This is a genomic window from Mesorhizobium sp. M0195, assembly GCF_040322115.1.
Taxonomy (GTDB): Bacteria; Pseudomonadota; Alphaproteobacteria; order Rhizobiales; family Rhizobiaceae; genus Mesorhizobium.
On the sequence record NZ_JAMYSV010000018.1, the window covers coordinates 15,503 to 29,893 of the forward strand.

15 protein-coding genes are annotated in these 14,391 nt (G+C 60.5%); 9 read left to right on the forward strand and 6 right to left on the reverse strand.

Features of this window, described 5'->3' with window-relative positions; translation table 11 throughout:
* Window positions 1-201 precede the first annotated feature (201 nt).
* Window positions 202-924 (reverse strand): helix-turn-helix transcriptional regulator, encoded by a 723-nt coding sequence (locus tag NKJ12_RS25595; RefSeq protein WP_352705864.1) that lies wholly within the window; start codon window positions 922-924, stop codon window positions 202-204.
* Window positions 925-1,178: 254 nt separating this feature from the next.
* Between NKJ12_RS25595 and NKJ12_RS25600 the strand changes: the two genes are divergently transcribed.
* The 9 genes from NKJ12_RS25600 to NKJ12_RS25640 all read left to right on the forward strand — a co-directional run bounded on the left by NKJ12_RS25600 (window position 1,179) and on the right by NKJ12_RS25640 (window position 9,773).
* On the forward strand, window positions 1,179-3,284 hold the full coding sequence (locus NKJ12_RS25600; protein ID WP_352705866.1) for a N,N-dimethylformamidase beta subunit family domain-containing protein: 2,106 nt from the start codon (window positions 1,179-1,181) through the stop codon (window positions 3,282-3,284).
* Between the two features lie 41 nt (window positions 3,285-3,325).
* Window positions 3,326-4,159 carry an ABC transporter substrate-binding protein gene (locus NKJ12_RS25605; RefSeq protein ID WP_352705868.1) on the forward strand — a complete coding sequence of 278 codons (834 nt, stop codon included), beginning with the start codon at window positions 3,326-3,328 and terminating at the stop codon, window positions 4,157-4,159.
* A gap of 4 nt (window positions 4,160-4,163) precedes the next feature.
* Window positions 4,164-4,325 (forward strand): hypothetical protein, encoded by a 162-nt coding sequence (locus NKJ12_RS25610; RefSeq protein ID WP_352705870.1) that lies wholly within the window; start codon window positions 4,164-4,166, stop codon window positions 4,323-4,325.
* Window positions 4,326-4,397: 72 nt separating this feature from the next.
* Window positions 4,398-5,282 (forward strand): polysaccharide deacetylase family protein, encoded by an 885-nt coding sequence (locus NKJ12_RS25615; protein WP_352705871.1) that lies wholly within the window; start codon window positions 4,398-4,400, stop codon window positions 5,280-5,282.
* Entirely contained in the window at window positions 5,279-5,992 is a 714-nt protein-coding gene (locus tag NKJ12_RS25620) for an SDR family NAD(P)-dependent oxidoreductase (protein WP_352705873.1), read from the forward strand. Before NKJ12_RS25615 ends, NKJ12_RS25620 begins: the two co-directional genes overlap by 4 nt.
* Before the next feature lie 22 nt (window positions 5,993-6,014).
* Window positions 6,015-6,755, forward strand: coding sequence for an SDR family NAD(P)-dependent oxidoreductase (locus tag NKJ12_RS25625; protein WP_352705875.1), 741 nt, complete (start codon window positions 6,015-6,017; stop codon window positions 6,753-6,755).
* Between the two features lie 30 nt (window positions 6,756-6,785).
* The gene (gene hisD / locus NKJ12_RS25630) at window positions 6,786-8,129 is read left to right on the forward strand and encodes a histidinol dehydrogenase (RefSeq protein ID WP_352705877.1); all 1,344 of its coding nucleotides are present in this window, start codon (window positions 6,786-6,788) and stop codon (window positions 8,127-8,129) included.
* A gap of 86 nt (window positions 8,130-8,215) precedes the next feature.
* On the forward strand, window positions 8,216-8,986 hold the full coding sequence (locus NKJ12_RS25635) for an ABC transporter permease (RefSeq protein WP_352705983.1): 771 nt from the start codon (window positions 8,216-8,218) through the stop codon (window positions 8,984-8,986).
* 1 nt (window position 8,987) lies between these two features.
* The gene (locus tag NKJ12_RS25640) at window positions 8,988-9,773 is read left to right on the forward strand and encodes an ABC transporter ATP-binding protein (RefSeq protein WP_352705879.1); all 786 of its coding nucleotides are present in this window, start codon (window positions 8,988-8,990) and stop codon (window positions 9,771-9,773) included.
* A 214-nt stretch (window positions 9,774-9,987) separates the two neighbouring features.
* Here NKJ12_RS25640 and NKJ12_RS25645 read toward each other — a convergent pair whose 3' ends face one another.
* The 5 genes from NKJ12_RS25645 to NKJ12_RS25665 all read right to left on the reverse strand — a co-directional run bounded on the left by NKJ12_RS25645 (window position 9,988) and on the right by NKJ12_RS25665 (window position 14,389).
* Entirely contained in the window at window positions 9,988-11,058 is a 1,071-nt protein-coding gene (locus tag NKJ12_RS25645; RefSeq protein ID WP_352705880.1) for an NAD/NADP octopine/nopaline dehydrogenase family protein, read from the reverse strand.
* A gap of 243 nt (window positions 11,059-11,301) precedes the next feature.
* Window positions 11,302-11,994 carry an amino acid ABC transporter permease gene (locus NKJ12_RS25650; RefSeq protein WP_352705883.1) on the reverse strand — a complete coding sequence of 231 codons (693 nt, stop codon included), beginning with the start codon at window positions 11,992-11,994 and terminating at the stop codon, window positions 11,302-11,304.
* Window positions 11,995-12,012: 18 nt separating this feature from the next.
* A complete protein-coding gene (locus NKJ12_RS25655) occupies window positions 12,013-12,729 on the reverse strand; it encodes an amino acid ABC transporter permease (RefSeq protein ID WP_352705885.1) in 717 nt (238 codons plus the stop codon).
* A gap of 67 nt (window positions 12,730-12,796) precedes the next feature.
* Window positions 12,797-13,624, reverse strand: coding sequence for a transporter substrate-binding domain-containing protein (locus NKJ12_RS25660; protein WP_352705887.1), 828 nt, complete (start codon window positions 13,622-13,624; stop codon window positions 12,797-12,799).
* Window positions 13,625-13,648: 24 nt separating this feature from the next.
* Window positions 13,649-14,389, reverse strand: a complete 741-nt coding sequence (locus NKJ12_RS25665) for an amino acid ABC transporter ATP-binding protein (protein ID WP_352705889.1) — start codon at window positions 14,387-14,389, stop codon at window positions 13,649-13,651.
* Between the last annotated feature and the right edge of the window lie 2 nt (window positions 14,390-14,391).

Below are 14,391 nucleotides of genomic sequence, written 5' to 3' on the forward strand. Positions count from 1 at the left end.
AGGCGTGGCCGGCTATCGAAAAAATTCACCAGACGTTCCCGAAACAGGATGACGGATCCACCAGGCAAGACAGTGTCACCGCCACGAAAACCATCATGATTGGTGCAAACTCAATGCCGCGACCGGAATGCTCTGGAGATCGCGAAGGTCATCACGAAAAGTGCAAGTGGGCATGAGGTCGGCACTTCTCTGACGCGGTTTCTACAAGCCGCCTCGTTCGTTTTGCCGGCCGGAGCCATGGCTGGTCGCCCCCTCCAGGATCGGCATCATGAGCGCGAACAGCTCTGCTTGCGAGGAAAGGCTGCATTTGCGGTAAAGCTGCTTGCGGAAGACCTTCACTGTTTGCGGGCTGACGCCGAGGTTTAAACCGATCGATGGCGAGGAGTGCCCCTGCAGAATGAGGAGCGCCACTTCGGCCTGACGTTTGCTTAACAGGACATCGTGGTGCTTCCGCATTGCCGCAATCAGGCTGTCGGTGATTGACATCGAACGCGGAGCGACCGTAGGCGGGGCTTCGGACGCAACCCAATGGGCACGCAGCAGCGACATGATTGCTGGCTCATGCGAGCGCAGGCAGTCCTCGGCCTTTTGCGTGAAGGCCTGGCCGGAAGAACCATCCTTGCCCATGGATATCGTGACGGTCGCGTTCTCCCCGATCGACAGCACGGCCGAGATTTCGTCGGTGATGCCGATCCGCCCGTAATACCACTTAAAGTAGCGGCTGCGGCGAAACTGGTCCGGTGCCACGTCGAGAAGACGATAAAGCCCCGGCGCGCCGCGTCGCAGATGAAAATGATAGATCGGGTCCAGCAGATAGGCCGCCGGCAGATATTGCTCGGCAAGATAGCGAAACACATCCGGGCCGTAGATCTTCTTGTAAAGCACGTTGGGGACAGCGGTGCCCGAGAAAACGATGACGATCACATTGTCGTAGCTGAGGCAGCGCCGCAGATACTCGGTAACAGCCGGATAGAACTCGCGCTTGCCGATCGCGTCGACGGCCAGCGCGAGACCTTCAAAAACAGACTTTGTCACCAATCATACCCCGATGGGGGTATATACCCCCAAGAAACGATGCCCGTAGTGTAAATCAAAAAAGAAAGGGGTACGAGAGAATTGTCCAGTTTGCCATTCAAGAGCGCACACAGGCCGGGATCGCGGCGCGGACTTTCGCCGCGATGAAACGTCCCGTCGATCATGGCGCCATGGCCGTTTCAGGCTACACGGTGCCCTGGCACACAGCGACTGGTACGCCTGTCGCGCTTCATGTCTCGTCGTCGCAGCCGGTGCGGGATGTGCGGATCGTGCGGCTCGACACGCCCTCGGCCGAGGTCGTCGAGTGGCCAGTCGAACCGACCGGAAATGCCGCGTCGCATCGCGACTTCGATCATGGGTCCTTCCCTAGGATCGCGGCGTCTGAACTGGCCAAGGCCACCGACATCAGCGGCGTTGCCTTCGAAGTGCATTTGACCCGCAATGACGGCGCCCGCGTGCTCTTCGAGTGCGGAAATTTGCGACTTGGGCTGCAGGACGGACGGCTGACATCGGGCCATGACGGCAAGCCGCAGGAAATCGGCGAGGCCTTGCCGGCAAACACCTGGCTGGCGGTTGAGATTTCGTCCGATGGCAGCGGGACAGTCCTGAAGATCGGCTCCGACGACCTGTTGTCGCCGTTTCGCCTGCATCGCCGATTCGATCTGCGCTGGTCTCTGTCCGGCGAGATGGTCTTCGGCGCCAGCGCGGCAAACGATGTCAGGTCGCTCAACGCCAAGTTCTCGGCAATCGCCCTGCAGACCGCGACCGGACGCATCGCCTGGACCTTCCCCACGTTGCTGCCGGGCGGTCCGATCGCCTCGACAGGCGGAGATGGCGTCCTCTTGCTGGAAACGGTCAACCAGCCGGCGTTCTGCATGACCTCACGCCGTTGGGATGGGTCGAGCTTCGACCCCCGGCTGGTGCCGTCGCATTACGATGCGGTGCATTGCCATGATGACGATATGGGCGCTTTGCAGTGGCCGGCCTCATACCGTTTGCAGGTCCCGGCCGAGGCGTCTGCCGGCGTCTATGCCTTCGAAATCGGCCATGACGGTGGATCGGAGCGCATCGTCTTCTTCGTCACGTCGGCTACACGCCGGGCACCGCTGCTGTTCCTGGTGCCGACGGCCACCTATCTCGCTTACGCCGATGAATTCCTGCCGGCGCATCTCTACGAATGGATGTGCGAGGATCGCGGCCATCGCTTCGCCATCGATAACAATCTGAAGTCGCTCTACGACTATCACAGCGACCTCAGCGGCGTGTCGATCTCTTCCTATAGGAAGCCGAAGGCGACGCTGCGCGACGACTACAATTATCCGCTGTGCGGCTGCCCGCACAATCTGCCGGTCGACCTGCATTTTCTGCGCTTCTGCCATAACAACGGCATCGCCTTCGATCTCATCACCGACCGCGACCTGCATGAGCGGTGCGTCGTGGGTTTGCAGGGCTACCAGGCGGTCATCACCGGAAGCCATCCCGAATACATGTCGGTCGAGATGGAGCATGCGCTGCGCCAGTTCGCGGCGGCGGGCGGCAGCATCGCCTATCTCGGCGGCAATGGTTTTGCCGGCAAGGTGGCGTTCCAGGACGATCTGATGGAACTGCGTCGATCGCCGCTCGAAGCGGGCCGCACCTGGGATGGGCCGATCGCCGAACAATCGCTGTCGATCACCAACCAGCCGGGCGGCCATCTCCGCGCCAGCGGACGCGGCGAATTCTCGCTGACCGGCGTCGCCATCTCGCTGATGGGTTTTGACAGCGCGCGGCCTTTCACCCGCACATCGCAAAGCTATGAAGCTTCGGCCGCATGGTTGTTCGACGGCGTCGCCAACGAGACGTTCGGCGATGAGGGCATCGTGCTGGGAGGCGCGGCCGGCTACGAAGTCGACGCCACCGACCCGCATCTCGGCACGTCGCCGGATACGATCGTCATTGCGCGTGCAACCGGCTTTCCGGACAGCTTCGTCCATGACGCGACGCGCTGGTACGAGGGCGGCGCGGAGGAACGCGCATCGCGGCGCTGCGCGGAGATGACACTGCGCCATCTGCCTTCAGGCGGTTTGATCTTTTGCGCGAGTTCGGTCGCCTGGTGCGGAGCCTTGCCGACCGGCGACGCCATGAACGACGTCGGCAGGATCACCAAGAATTTGCTGACGCATCTGGCGTCGGCAAAGAGCCGGGCGAACCCGGATCGACAGCAACAGAGCGGGAACCAACCCGCCGCCCAATCGGCTTTGACGGCATAGCGACAGTTCAACATCACACTTTGGGAACAAGGACCAAGACCATGGGATTGAGAAAACATTTCGTCGGGGCGGTCGCCCTGTTGGCGCTCGCCACCGCAATACCGTTCGCCGCACAGCCGGCAAGAGCACAAGACCTGCCGGTTGAACCGGGCGTGTTCAAGCTCGCGATATCGCCCTGGCTCGGCTACGGCATGTGGTACATCGCCCAAGAAAAAGGCTTCTTCAAAGCCAACGGCCTGGAAGGCGTCGAACTGACCAATTTCGTCGAAGACAAGGACATGGGCGCGGCGGTTGCCGCCGGCCAGGTCGACGGCGACAATGAATCCATCCAGCAGTTGCTGGCCAAGGTGCAGGCCGGCATTCCGATCAAGGGCGTGCTGTTGCTCGATGCCAGCACCAAGGCCGATGCCATCCTCGTCAACAGCGACATCAAGACGGTAGCCGATTTGAAAGGCAAACAGGTTGCCTTCGAGCGCGGCTCGACCAGCGATCTGCTGCTGAACTATGTGCTGCAGAAAAACGGCATGACCATCGACGACGTCAATGTCCTGCCGATGCCGGCTGCAAGCGCCGGCACCGCGATCATCTCAGGCACCGTTCCGGCGGCCGTGACCTATGAACCGTATATTTCGGCCGCGGTTGCCGCCGACAAGAACATCAAGGTGCTGGCCGAGGCCGGCGAGGCGCCGGGGTTGATTCAGCGACGTGCTCGCCGTTCCGGAAGAGACACTCAAGAAGAAGCCGGGCCAGGTACAGGCCATGCTGAAGAGCTGGGACCAGGCGCTGGAATATTATCGCGCCCACACCGAGGAAGGTCGGGCGATCATCGCCAAGGGCGTCGGCGCCGAGCCCGCCGACCTCGCGACTGCTTTTGATGGCGTGTCGTATTATTCGGTCAGCGAAAGCCAGGCGGCGCTCAACGGCGTGTTCAAGTCCGACACCTATCCCGGCATCGTCAAGGCGGCGATGGCGGCCAAGCTGATCGACAGGGACATTGCCTACGACGCGGCCATCGACTCGACCGTAGCACATTCCAAGTAGTCGCCCGCGAACCGGGAGGCAGGCTATCGCGGCTCTGCCTCCCCCATCGCAACGGCGGGAAGAAACCCAGACATGACCAGCACCGACGTTCAAGTCGCCTTGACGTTCGACTTCGATGGCTATTCGACATGGATCGGCAGCCATCGGGCGACGTCACCGAGCATGCTCTCGCGCGGCGAGTTCGATCCGATCGGCGCGCGCCGCATCCTGAAGGTGCTGGAGCAGGCCGGCATTCCGGCAACCTTCTTCGTGCCCGGCCATTCGGCGCTGGCCTTCCCGCCGGTCGTGCGCGCCTTTCGCGATGGCGGCCACGAGATCGGCCATCATGGCTGGGTTCATGAGAACCCGGTGCTGCTGACACGCGAGGAAGAGCGCACCGTCCTGCTGAGAGGCCTGGAGGCGCTGGATAAGGTCGCCGGTATCAGGCCATCCGGGTACCGCTCGCCGGCCTGGGACAACAGCCCGTCCACCGTCGAACTGCTGCTCGAACTCGGTTTCGAGTATGAAAGCTCGATGATGGGCAACGACCACGAGCCCTATTGGTGCCGGATCGGCGATGCGTGGTCGACATCGGAAGAATTCCGCTTCGGCCTGCCGGTCGACCTCGTCGAAATGCCTGTCGCCTGGCATCTCGATGACTTTCCGCAATTCGAGTTCCTGGCCACCGACAAGGGTTACCTTCCCGGCGGCCGCGCGCCGTCGGCGGTGCTGGAGATATGGAAGGGGGAGTTCGACTTCCTCTACCAGCGCATCGGCAGCGGCGTGATGGTGGTGACCATGCATCCGCAGATCATGGGTCGCGGCCACAGGCTGCTCATGCTCGAGGAGTTCATCCGCCATGTCGCCTCGCATGAGCGCGCCGGCTTCACGACATGCCAGGACTATGTGCGGCAGTGGCGAAAAGGGCGTTCGCCGTCCCTGCCAGCGGATGCCGGCGACAACAGGCTGGCCAGATGAAGACGGCAATCGTCACCGGCGCCGCCGGCGGGATCGGCACGGCGATCGCGACGCTGTTCGCGTCGACAGGTGCGACCGTGATAGCGCTCGACCGGTCGTTCACCGGCATGAGCGAACAGGCCACCGGTGCCGGCCAGATCCTGTCGGCCGCCTTCGATGTGGCAAGCGAGGCCGATTGGGTGAGGATTTCGGATATGGTTGCCAAGCGGTTCGACTCTATCGATGCGCTGGTCAACAACGCCGCCATTTTCAATCCGGTGCCGTTCCTGGAAGAAAGCGTCGCCGGTTTCCAGGCCGTCACCGACGTCAACCAGCTTGGCACGTTCCTCGGCATGCGCGCCGCCGCGGCGCTGATGCCGGCGCGAGGCGGCTCGATCGTCAACGTCTGCTCGACGGGTGGGTTGAGAGGCTTCAGCGGCGCCTTCGCCTATTCGACCTCGAAATGGGCGATCCGCGGCATGACCAAGGTCGCGGCACGCGAACTTGCCGGCCGCAATATCCGGGTCAACGCGATGCATCCGGGCCTGGTCGACACGCCGATGCTTGGCGAGAACACCGCCGAGAACCTGGCTGCGATGACCGCCACGGTGCCGCTCAACCGGTTGGCCAGTCCGCAGGAGATCGCGCATCTCGTGGCGTTCCTGGTGTCGCCCGGCAGCGAATACATCACCGGGTCGGAGTTCACGATCGACGGCGGGCAAACGATCTAGAGACTCAGGAAAAGAGCTAGCGATGGAAAAGCGATTTCAGGGAAAGACCGCCATGGTGACCGGCGCCGGCAACGGCATTGGTCTCGCTACAGCCAGGCGCCTGCAGGCCGAAGGCGCAGCGGTGCTTTCGGTCGACTGGAACGCGGATTATCTGGCGGACTGCGTGGAACCGAAACTGACGATCGATCTCGCCGATGACGATGCGCCGGCGCGGATCATAGCTGTCGCCAAGGCACAGTTCGGGACCGTCGACATTCTCATCAACAATGCCGGTGTCGCCGGTCCGAAGTCGCTTGCCGACAGCAGCGACGAACTGATCGACCATGTCATGGGGATCAACGTGCGCGCGGCGATGCGCCTGACCCGCGACATGCTTCCGCATCTGGCGCGGCCGGGCGGCTCTATCGTCAATGTCTGTTCGGTGTTCGGCGAGGTCGGCTTTCCCAACACGGCACCCTATGCCGCGTCCAAGGGCGCGCTGTCGCAACTGACGCGCCAGCTATCCGCCGACCTGTCGGCCGACGGAATCCGCGTCAACGGCGTGGCGCCCGGCGTCATCAACACGCCGATCGTCGCCGAACGCATCGCGTCGGACGCCTGGTACCGGCGCGCCATGATCGAAACCACACCGATCCGGCGTGTCGGCACGGCAGAGGATGTCGCCGGCGGCATCCTGTTCCTGTACGACCCGGACGCCCAGTTCATCACCGGCCACATCCTCAATATCGACGGCGGCTGGCTTGCCGCACGCGTCGCCCCTTGAGGGGCGTTTCGACAGCACGAAGGAAAGACAATGCCACCTGTTGCAATTCATGACCTGGCGCAAATGTCGTCCGAGGCGCGCACGCGCCTGCTCGAGCGGACCGAGGCCGACCTCACCGACACGATCCGCAAGGTCGAGCCGATCATTGCCGCCGTGCGGACCAGGGGCGACAATGCCCTGATCGAGCTTGCCGCCCGGTTTGACGGCGTGACGCTGGACCGTGCGGCTTTGAAGGTGTCCGCGAGCCAGATCGCCGTCGCCGAAAAGGAACTCGATCCCGAGATCGTCGCGGCGATCCGGCTCTCGGTGGCGCAGGTGAGGCGTTTCCACGAAGCGCAAATGCCCGACAATCTCTGGCTGAGCGAGGCAACCGAAGGCGCGCTGATCGGCGACCGCTGGACGTCGATCGATTCCGTCGCCTGCTACGTGCCGCGCGGCAAGGGTTTCTTCCCATCGAGCGCGATCATGACCGCGGTGCCAGCCAAGGTGGCCGGCGTGGCGCGGGTGGTGATCGTGACACCGCCCGGGCCGGACGGCACCGCCGACGCCGCCACGCGTTTCATCGCCTCGCTGATCGGCGTCGAGGACATCTATCTCTGCGGCGGCGCCCAGGCGGTGGCGGCGGTCGCTTATGGCACCGAGACCGTGCCGAAATGCGCAAAGATTGTCGGCCCCGGCAGTCCATGGGTCAGCGCGGCGCGCCAGCTTCTGTCGAACCGGATCGATCCGGGCAGCCCGGCCGGCCCGAGCGAATTGCTGGTCTATGCCGACAATTCGGTCCCCGCAGCACTCGCCGCATTGGAACTGACGGTTGAATCGGAACATGGCCCAGACTCCTCAGCCTTCGTCGTCACCACCGACCGGGCGCTGGCGGAAGCCATCGCCGCCGCGGTGCCCCAGTTCTGGGAGGCGATGGGAGACTATCGGGCGGGTTTTTCCCGCACCGTGCTGAACGGCAGGAACGGCGGCATCGTGCTGGCGCCTTCGATCGAAGCGGCGTTCGACTTCATCAACGACTATGCGGCAGAGCATCTGGCCGTGCTGTCGACATCGGCCTTCGAGCTGCTGCCAAGGATCAGGAACGCCGGTGAAATCCTGCTCGGCCCGCATTCGGCAATTCCGATTGCAAACTTCGTGCTTGGGCCGAGCCACGTCCTGCCGACCGGTGGCCGGGCCAACACGGCCTCACCGCTGTCTGTCTTCGATTTCATGAAACGCTCGTCGATAGCCTATCTTTCGCAAGCGGCCTATCAAAGGCTGGCGCCCGCTGCCCGCACCTTCGCTCGCTATGAGGGGTTTGTGGCGCACGCCAATTCGGTCTCGGAAATCCGTGACCTTATCCTGTCGAACAGCAGCTCTTCCTCCGGCTTGTGAGCGAGATGACGATGACCACGCAAACCGACCAAGCGGTCCCGAAACAGACCACGCAATATCGCAGCCAACGCAAATCGGTGCTGAGCATGGCCGCGGAAATTTCAGGTCCGACATACCTGCTCATCGCCATCTGCGCATTTCTCCTCTTCATCGCTGCGTGGTTTCTGGCAACCGGGCTTGGCATGGCAAAGCCAATCTTCCTGCCTTCGCCTTTGGCCGTGGTCGCCAAGCTCGCAAAACTGGCCGCTGATGGTACGCTGGCCAGCGATGTCGGCAACAGCGTCTACCGCATTATGGTCGGCTTCCTCATCGCGTCGGTGATGGCGCTGGCGACGGCCATCCTGATCGGCGCCTATCGCTTCTGGGAAGCGGCGATCGAGCCGTTCCTCGACTTTGTCCGCTACATGCCGGTCGTGGCGTTCGTTCCGCTGACCATCCTATGGAGCGGCACCGGGGATACCCAGAAATTCCTGATCATCTGGATCGGCACCTACTTCCAGCAGGCGCTTATGTTCAAGGACAACATCAAACGTGTTCCGTCGGACTTCGTCGGTTTTGGCCGGACTTTGGGCATGAGCGACTTCCGTGTCCTACTGCGCATTGTCGTGCCCTCGGCGATGCCGCAGATCTGGGACACGCTCCGCATCTCGCTGGGCTGGGCATGGACCTGGGTGACCCTGGCTGAACTCGTCGCCGCAAATTCAGGGCTCGGGTACCGCATCACGGTTGCCCAGCGGTACCTGCAAACCGACATGGCCATCGGATACATCCTGGTGCTTGGCATACTCGGCCTCGCGACCGACCAGGTCATGCGTTTCCTCGGCCGGCATTTCTTCAAATACGAGAGAAAGTCCTGACATGCAGTTGCATCCCAAGCTGAATATCTCGCATCTGCACAAGTCGTTCACGAACGGGCGCTCGACGATCAAGGTGCTCGACGACATCAACATCGAGGTCGGCGACAACGAGTTCGTCTCGCTGGTTGGCGCGTCGGGCTGCGGCAAGAGCACGCTGTTGTCGATCATCGCCGGCCTGCAGGATTACGAGCAGGGCGAAATGCTGGTCGATGGCAGTCCGATCAATGGGCCGGGCCGCGACCGTGGCGTCGTCTTCCAGTCCTACACCTTGCTGCCGTGGCTGACCGCGCTGCAGAATGTGGAGTTCGCGCTTCGCGAGACTGGACATGATGCTAAGGACATCGCCGAGGTTGCGCGCCAGCACCTGGATCTTGTGAGGCTTTCTCGCTTTGCCGACAGGTTTCCGAGCCAGCTTTCCGGTGGCATGAAGCAGCGGGTAGCCATTGCCCGCGCCCTGTCATATCGCCCGAAAATGCTGCTGATGGACGAGCCCTTCGGGGCGCTTGATGCGCTCACCCGTGGCCAGATGCAGGAGTTGCTGATGCAAATCTGGCAAGAGCATCGCTTGACCGTGATTTTCGTCACGCACGACGTCGAGGAAGCCGTCTACCTGTCCGATCGGATTTTCGTAATGGGTCTCAACCCCGGACGCATCAAGGAGTGCATTACGGTGCCTTCCATCCGCCCGAGGCCGACCGGAATACAACATGATCGCGACGTCCTGGAGCTTCAGGCGAGAGTGCTGAAGTCCATTCGAGAGGAAACCAGCCGCGTCGAATTTGAGTGAACGCTCTTGTTCGATCAGCGACAGTTGCGATCACTGCATGATCAGGGGATCGCGAGTGAAGGTTAGGAGATCCTTCTGGAACGACTTGAACTCCGGTAGGGTCTTGTCACCGTCGGCGAATTCGACATAAGCGCGGCCATTCAACAAATCGGTGCCGAGCGCCGCGCACCGCCGGCGGCTTGTCAGGCGTATTGGCCGATGCTGCAATCCACTCTTAAAATCCCTTGCGGCAAAGGCTGTCAAAATCCGCTTTTGCCATCTCAGCGATACCGAGCGCAGGAAGAATATCATTATCTCCCCTGAGATCACGACCATAAGCCGCAGAGAAGATGGAAATTCCAGATTCATGGAGAATCGCTGGATTTCCGCTGATCTTCCCCAACAATACGGTCGGCAGCAGTCCGAACGGAACATCCTCGAGAATGTAGCGGCTTTCAACAGTTGTTGGGCCAAAGCCGCCGCGACCTTGGCGATCCATCTCCTGGTTCATTTCCGAAACGGTGCCCTTGGGGACATGGAACGACAATGAAAAATGCTCTTCGACGGTGCGCACGGCTATGCCAAAATGGGCAGCGATCGCCAATCGTTCGGCGTCCAGAGCCTCGATAAAGCGGCCAACGGCGGGGGTGACGTTCCCCCCCTGGCTCCATTGCTCGGCCTTCTCCATACGTGTGAGGTTGAGAAGGGCAATTCCCAGATGGTTCTGTGGATTGAGGTTGCTGAGCGCGATCGCAAGCAGACCGTCGCGCTTGACGAAACGATCGCCGAACAAGGCCGTGCAAAGCTCGAACCCTTGGTCCAGCGCATTGAAAGGCAGCGTCGCGACATCAAGTTTCTGGCGAACGCTGGCAACATCCACATCAGTCGGTCCGCGCTGGCGACCGCTTACGAGCGTTGTGCCCCAAACGACGATCGGCAGGCTGACGTTGCGCTCCGCCAACTGCTTGGAGAGATACAGCGCTCCGAAGGAACTGTGAGAGCTGATGATGACCGGCAAACCCTCGCTCAGATAAGGTGTAGCAGCATCCATCACCATCTTGTGGCCGTTAGCCGGCAGCGCGATCATGACAGCGTCTGCATTGGCAATGGCATCCTTGCAATCCTTGGCAATGCGCACCAGTACCGTTGCCTCGATAGCCCCCGTAGACTTCAGCAATTCGCCGGCGGCCAGCGCCTTGGTGCGCTCTCCGGACGGCGACCAAAGCATAGGGTCGTGTCCCGCCTCCGCCAAATAGGCGGCAAGGCCGTAAGCAATCGCTCCGGCGCCCAGAATACTCACCCGCATAGTAATGCTCCTGTTGCGGTCATTGAGGCCCAAGACTGTTGCGGCCTTCAACCCGCCTGATGTGACGCTCGATCGCTGTTCGAGATGGCGCCGGCTAATCGGGGTCGGGGTAACGGCCTGCCGGCAGCTCGTGAGCAACCTCTCCGCCGCCTGTCCGGATTGCCGTGAGGTTATCCCAGGATCCCTGCTAGACTGCGATCAGTTGAACGAAGTCCGCTCAAGAGAGCTGCGAGAAGGCTATCCTTAGGTCCGCACCCTCAGCGCCTGCTCCAGCCTGTCGGCAATCTGGGTGACGATATAGGCAATCACCATGTAGATCACGACGGCAATCACGAAGGCTTCGAGGTAGTAGTAGTTCAGCGCGGCGGTCAATTGGGACTGGGCGAAGATATCGACAACCTCGATGGCGAATCCGAGAGAAAGCGCCTTCATGATGACCATCATCGAGGTGGTGAGATCAGGAATTGCCGTGAGAACCACCTGGGGAAACAGGATCCGTCGAAACAGTTGGCCATTTGTATAGCCCAGCGAATGGGCGGCGTCGGACTGACCGGTGTCGAAGGCGTTCAGGGCTCCCTTGATAATCTCCGATTGGAACGCAGCGATACAGCCTGTCACCGCAACAACAAGGATGACCCAGTTGGGTGTTTCGTGGGCGTTGAAGTTGATCCCGAGCAACGAGAGCAGGAACTGGAATGCAGGGGGCAGACCGAAATAGGCGAGGAAAATCACGATGACCATCGGAACGCCCTTAAAGACGATTTTGTAAGCCATGATGAGCTCTCGCAGCACCGGGACTCGTCTGTATTCGACGAGTGCAAAAATGCTGCCGACTATCGTCGACAAGACGAAAATCGTGAGCGCCATTCCAAGCGTTACAGGTACGGCGCCCAGAATTTCCTGCGTGTCCTGGAACAAAATATCGGTATCGAACATGGTTGAATACCCTTTAGGTCAGACGCTGGCGATGGCCGCGTTCTTGATCTGAGCCGTTGTCGTTGCCTCAGGTGCTTGCATCGGCGAGCGAAGCTCGAAGACGTGCACGATGAACCACGCGATCAGGCACATCAGCGCATAGATGACCGCCAGGACGAGGTATGTTTCGAACTGGTACTGGTTATAGTCGCGCTCCATGATCAAGTGCGCGGTCGCCATCACGTCGGCCGCCCCGATGTACATGACCAGCGCAACGTTGTGGATCAGGTAGATGATGGAGTTTCCATAGCCCGGCAATGCGAAGTGCACCGCCTGAGGACCCACGACGCGAGCGATCTTCTGGCGAAAGGTATATCCCAGACTGTCGGCCGCATCATGCTGGCCGCGATCGACGGCCAGGTATGCCGGCCGCATGACTTCCGACAGATAGCCGCCGTGGTAAAAGCTCAGTCCGACCATCGCAGCGATCGTCGGTGAGAAAAAATCTGCAGAGCCCAACAGGACCACCAATAAGGGAAGCCCGTAGAACGCTACGAACAACTGGAGGACGACAGGAACGCTGCGGGCATAGGACACGTAGAGGTCGGTCAGGTGGCTGACCACTGGTATCCTGCGAACCCGGAGTGTTGTCGCGACGAGCGCCAGGCAAAAGCCGACCAACATGGCCGTAAACGTGATGGCGAGCGTCAGCGGCAATGCCGAGAGCAACTCGGGAATCATAGCAGAAACGTCCACTTTGAAACAATCCTTCTTGCAATTCAGCCTTGCCGCTGACTAACAAATATCTACGCAGATGGTCGCGCTATTTCATATACTTGACGATTCCTTCACCGAACCACTTCTGCGATAGCTTTTCGATCGTGCCGTCGTCTTTCAATTCCTTGAGAACTTTGTTCACATCATCGGCCAAAACCTTGTTTTCATCCGAGTTGTGAATAAGCATATAGGTGTTGTTGCTGAAAACCGGCTCCGACGCCACGATGTCGAGCTTCTTTTCATCGATGACGGTCTGCTCACCCAGATTTGAAGGCAGGACCAGCGCGTCGAACTTGCCGTTCTGAACTTCGTCCAGTCGGTTCGGGTACGGAATTCCGGCACTCGATGCCGTGACATCAAGCTTGTATTGCGGATTTTCTTTTTGCCAATTCATAATAAACTTGTAGGTTCCGCCGCCGGCCGTGGTCGGAACGATCCTCTTGCCGACCAGGTCTTTCATTCCATTGATGCCGCTGCCTTTCTTGCTGTAGATCTTCATCAGGCTGGCGCCCATGGGGTTTTCCGGAATGAAGAACTGCTTGGCGCGCTCGGGCGACTTGTAGTAGCCACCGACCGCGATGTCGTACTTGCCTGTGGCCAGGCCAGTTTCCTGCGCGATATCAGAGACACCCTCCATTTCGAACTTGTACTGCGGCAACTTTGCGTTAATCGCCCGCAGCAGATCGGGTTCATAGCCTTGCGGCTCGACGCCGAGCGCGCCCCATGCCAGCGGCTTGGATTCGGCAGAGGTCGCGATCTTGATTGTCCGGACGGTCTGACCGTAACTGATCCCTGCTGTAGCAAGGGCAATTGCGACGCCGCCGACGACGGCAAGGGCATAACGACGGGAAAAACTGGATTTGATGGCAGACATTTCTTAGGTTCCCTTCTTGTTGAGCTATTGAAAAGCGAGTTCTGACTGCAGGAATTGAGCAAGTCGTGGGCTGGAAGGCGCATCGAAGATCTCAGCCGGACTGCCGTCGGCGGCAACCACGCCACGATCCATGAAGACGATCCGGTTTGAGATGTTCTTTGCGAATTGCATCTCGTGAGTCACAAGCAGCGAAGTGATCCCGGATGACGTGACGTCTTTGATCACCTTCAGAACTTCGCCGACGAGTTCAGGATCAAGCGATGATGTCGGTTCGTCGAAGAGCATCACATCCGGCCGAACCGCCAGCGCTCGTGCGATTCCAGTCCGCTGGAGCTGGCCGCCTGAAAGCTGGGACGGATAGCTGTCCCGCTTGTCGGAAAGGCCAACTCGTTCAAGCTCACTCAGCGCGATTTTACGCGCCTCGTCCGTGGATTTGCGCTGCACGACGACCAGCGGATCCATGACGTTCTGGAGGACGGTCATGTTCTTGAAGACGTTGAATTGCTGAAAGACCATCGCTGTCCGGAGCCGGATCGCCTGGACAGCTGCCTTGTCGGGGCGCTGGTAATCCATTCGAATCTGATCGAACGCGATGCTTCCAGATGCCGGCTTCACCAGGTAGTTGATGCACTTCAGCAGGGTGGTCTTGCCGGTGCCGCTGGGGCCGATGATTGACACCACGTCACCTCGCTTTACCGAGAGATTGACGCCGTTCAGGACCTGCGTGCTTCCGTAGGACAGTCTTATATCTTTGAGGTCGAGCATTG

Excerpts from the sequence above, each read along its gene's own strand:
- NKJ12_RS25645 (WP_352705880.1), bottom strand. The coding sequence starts at position 11,058 with ATGCGGGTGAGTATTCTGGGCGCCGGAGCGATTGCTTACGGCCTTGCC.
- NKJ12_RS25620 (WP_352705873.1), top strand. The coding sequence starts at position 5,279 with ATGAAGACGGCAATCGTCACCGGCGCCGCCGGCGGGATCGGCACGGCG.
- NKJ12_RS25605 (WP_352705868.1), top strand. The coding sequence starts at position 3,326 with ATGGGATTGAGAAAACATTTCGTCGGGGCGGTCGCCCTGTTGGCGCTC.
- NKJ12_RS25600 (WP_352705866.1), top strand. The coding sequence starts at position 1,179 with ATGAAACGTCCCGTCGATCATGGCGCCATGGCCGTTTCAGGCTACACG.
- NKJ12_RS25635 (WP_352705983.1), top strand. The coding sequence starts at position 8,216 with ATGGCCGCGGAAATTTCAGGTCCGACATACCTGCTCATCGCCATCTGC.
- NKJ12_RS25625 (WP_352705875.1), top strand. The coding sequence starts at position 6,015 with ATGGAAAAGCGATTTCAGGGAAAGACCGCCATGGTGACCGGCGCCGGC.
- hisD (WP_352705877.1), top strand. The coding sequence starts at position 6,786 with ATGCCACCTGTTGCAATTCATGACCTGGCGCAAATGTCGTCCGAGGCG.
- NKJ12_RS25640 (WP_352705879.1), top strand. The coding sequence starts at position 8,988 with ATGCAGTTGCATCCCAAGCTGAATATCTCGCATCTGCACAAGTCGTTC.
- NKJ12_RS25650 (WP_352705883.1), bottom strand. The coding sequence starts at position 11,994 with ATGTTCGATACCGATATTTTGTTCCAGGACACGCAGGAAATTCTGGGC.
- NKJ12_RS25660 (WP_352705887.1), bottom strand. The coding sequence starts at position 13,624 with ATGTCTGCCATCAAATCCAGTTTTTCCCGTCGTTATGCCCTTGCCGTC.
- NKJ12_RS25615 (WP_352705871.1), top strand. The coding sequence starts at position 4,398 with ATGACCAGCACCGACGTTCAAGTCGCCTTGACGTTCGACTTCGATGGC.
- NKJ12_RS25665 (WP_352705889.1), bottom strand. The coding sequence starts at position 14,389 with ATGCTCGACCTCAAAGATATAAGACTGTCCTACGGAAGCACGCAGGTC.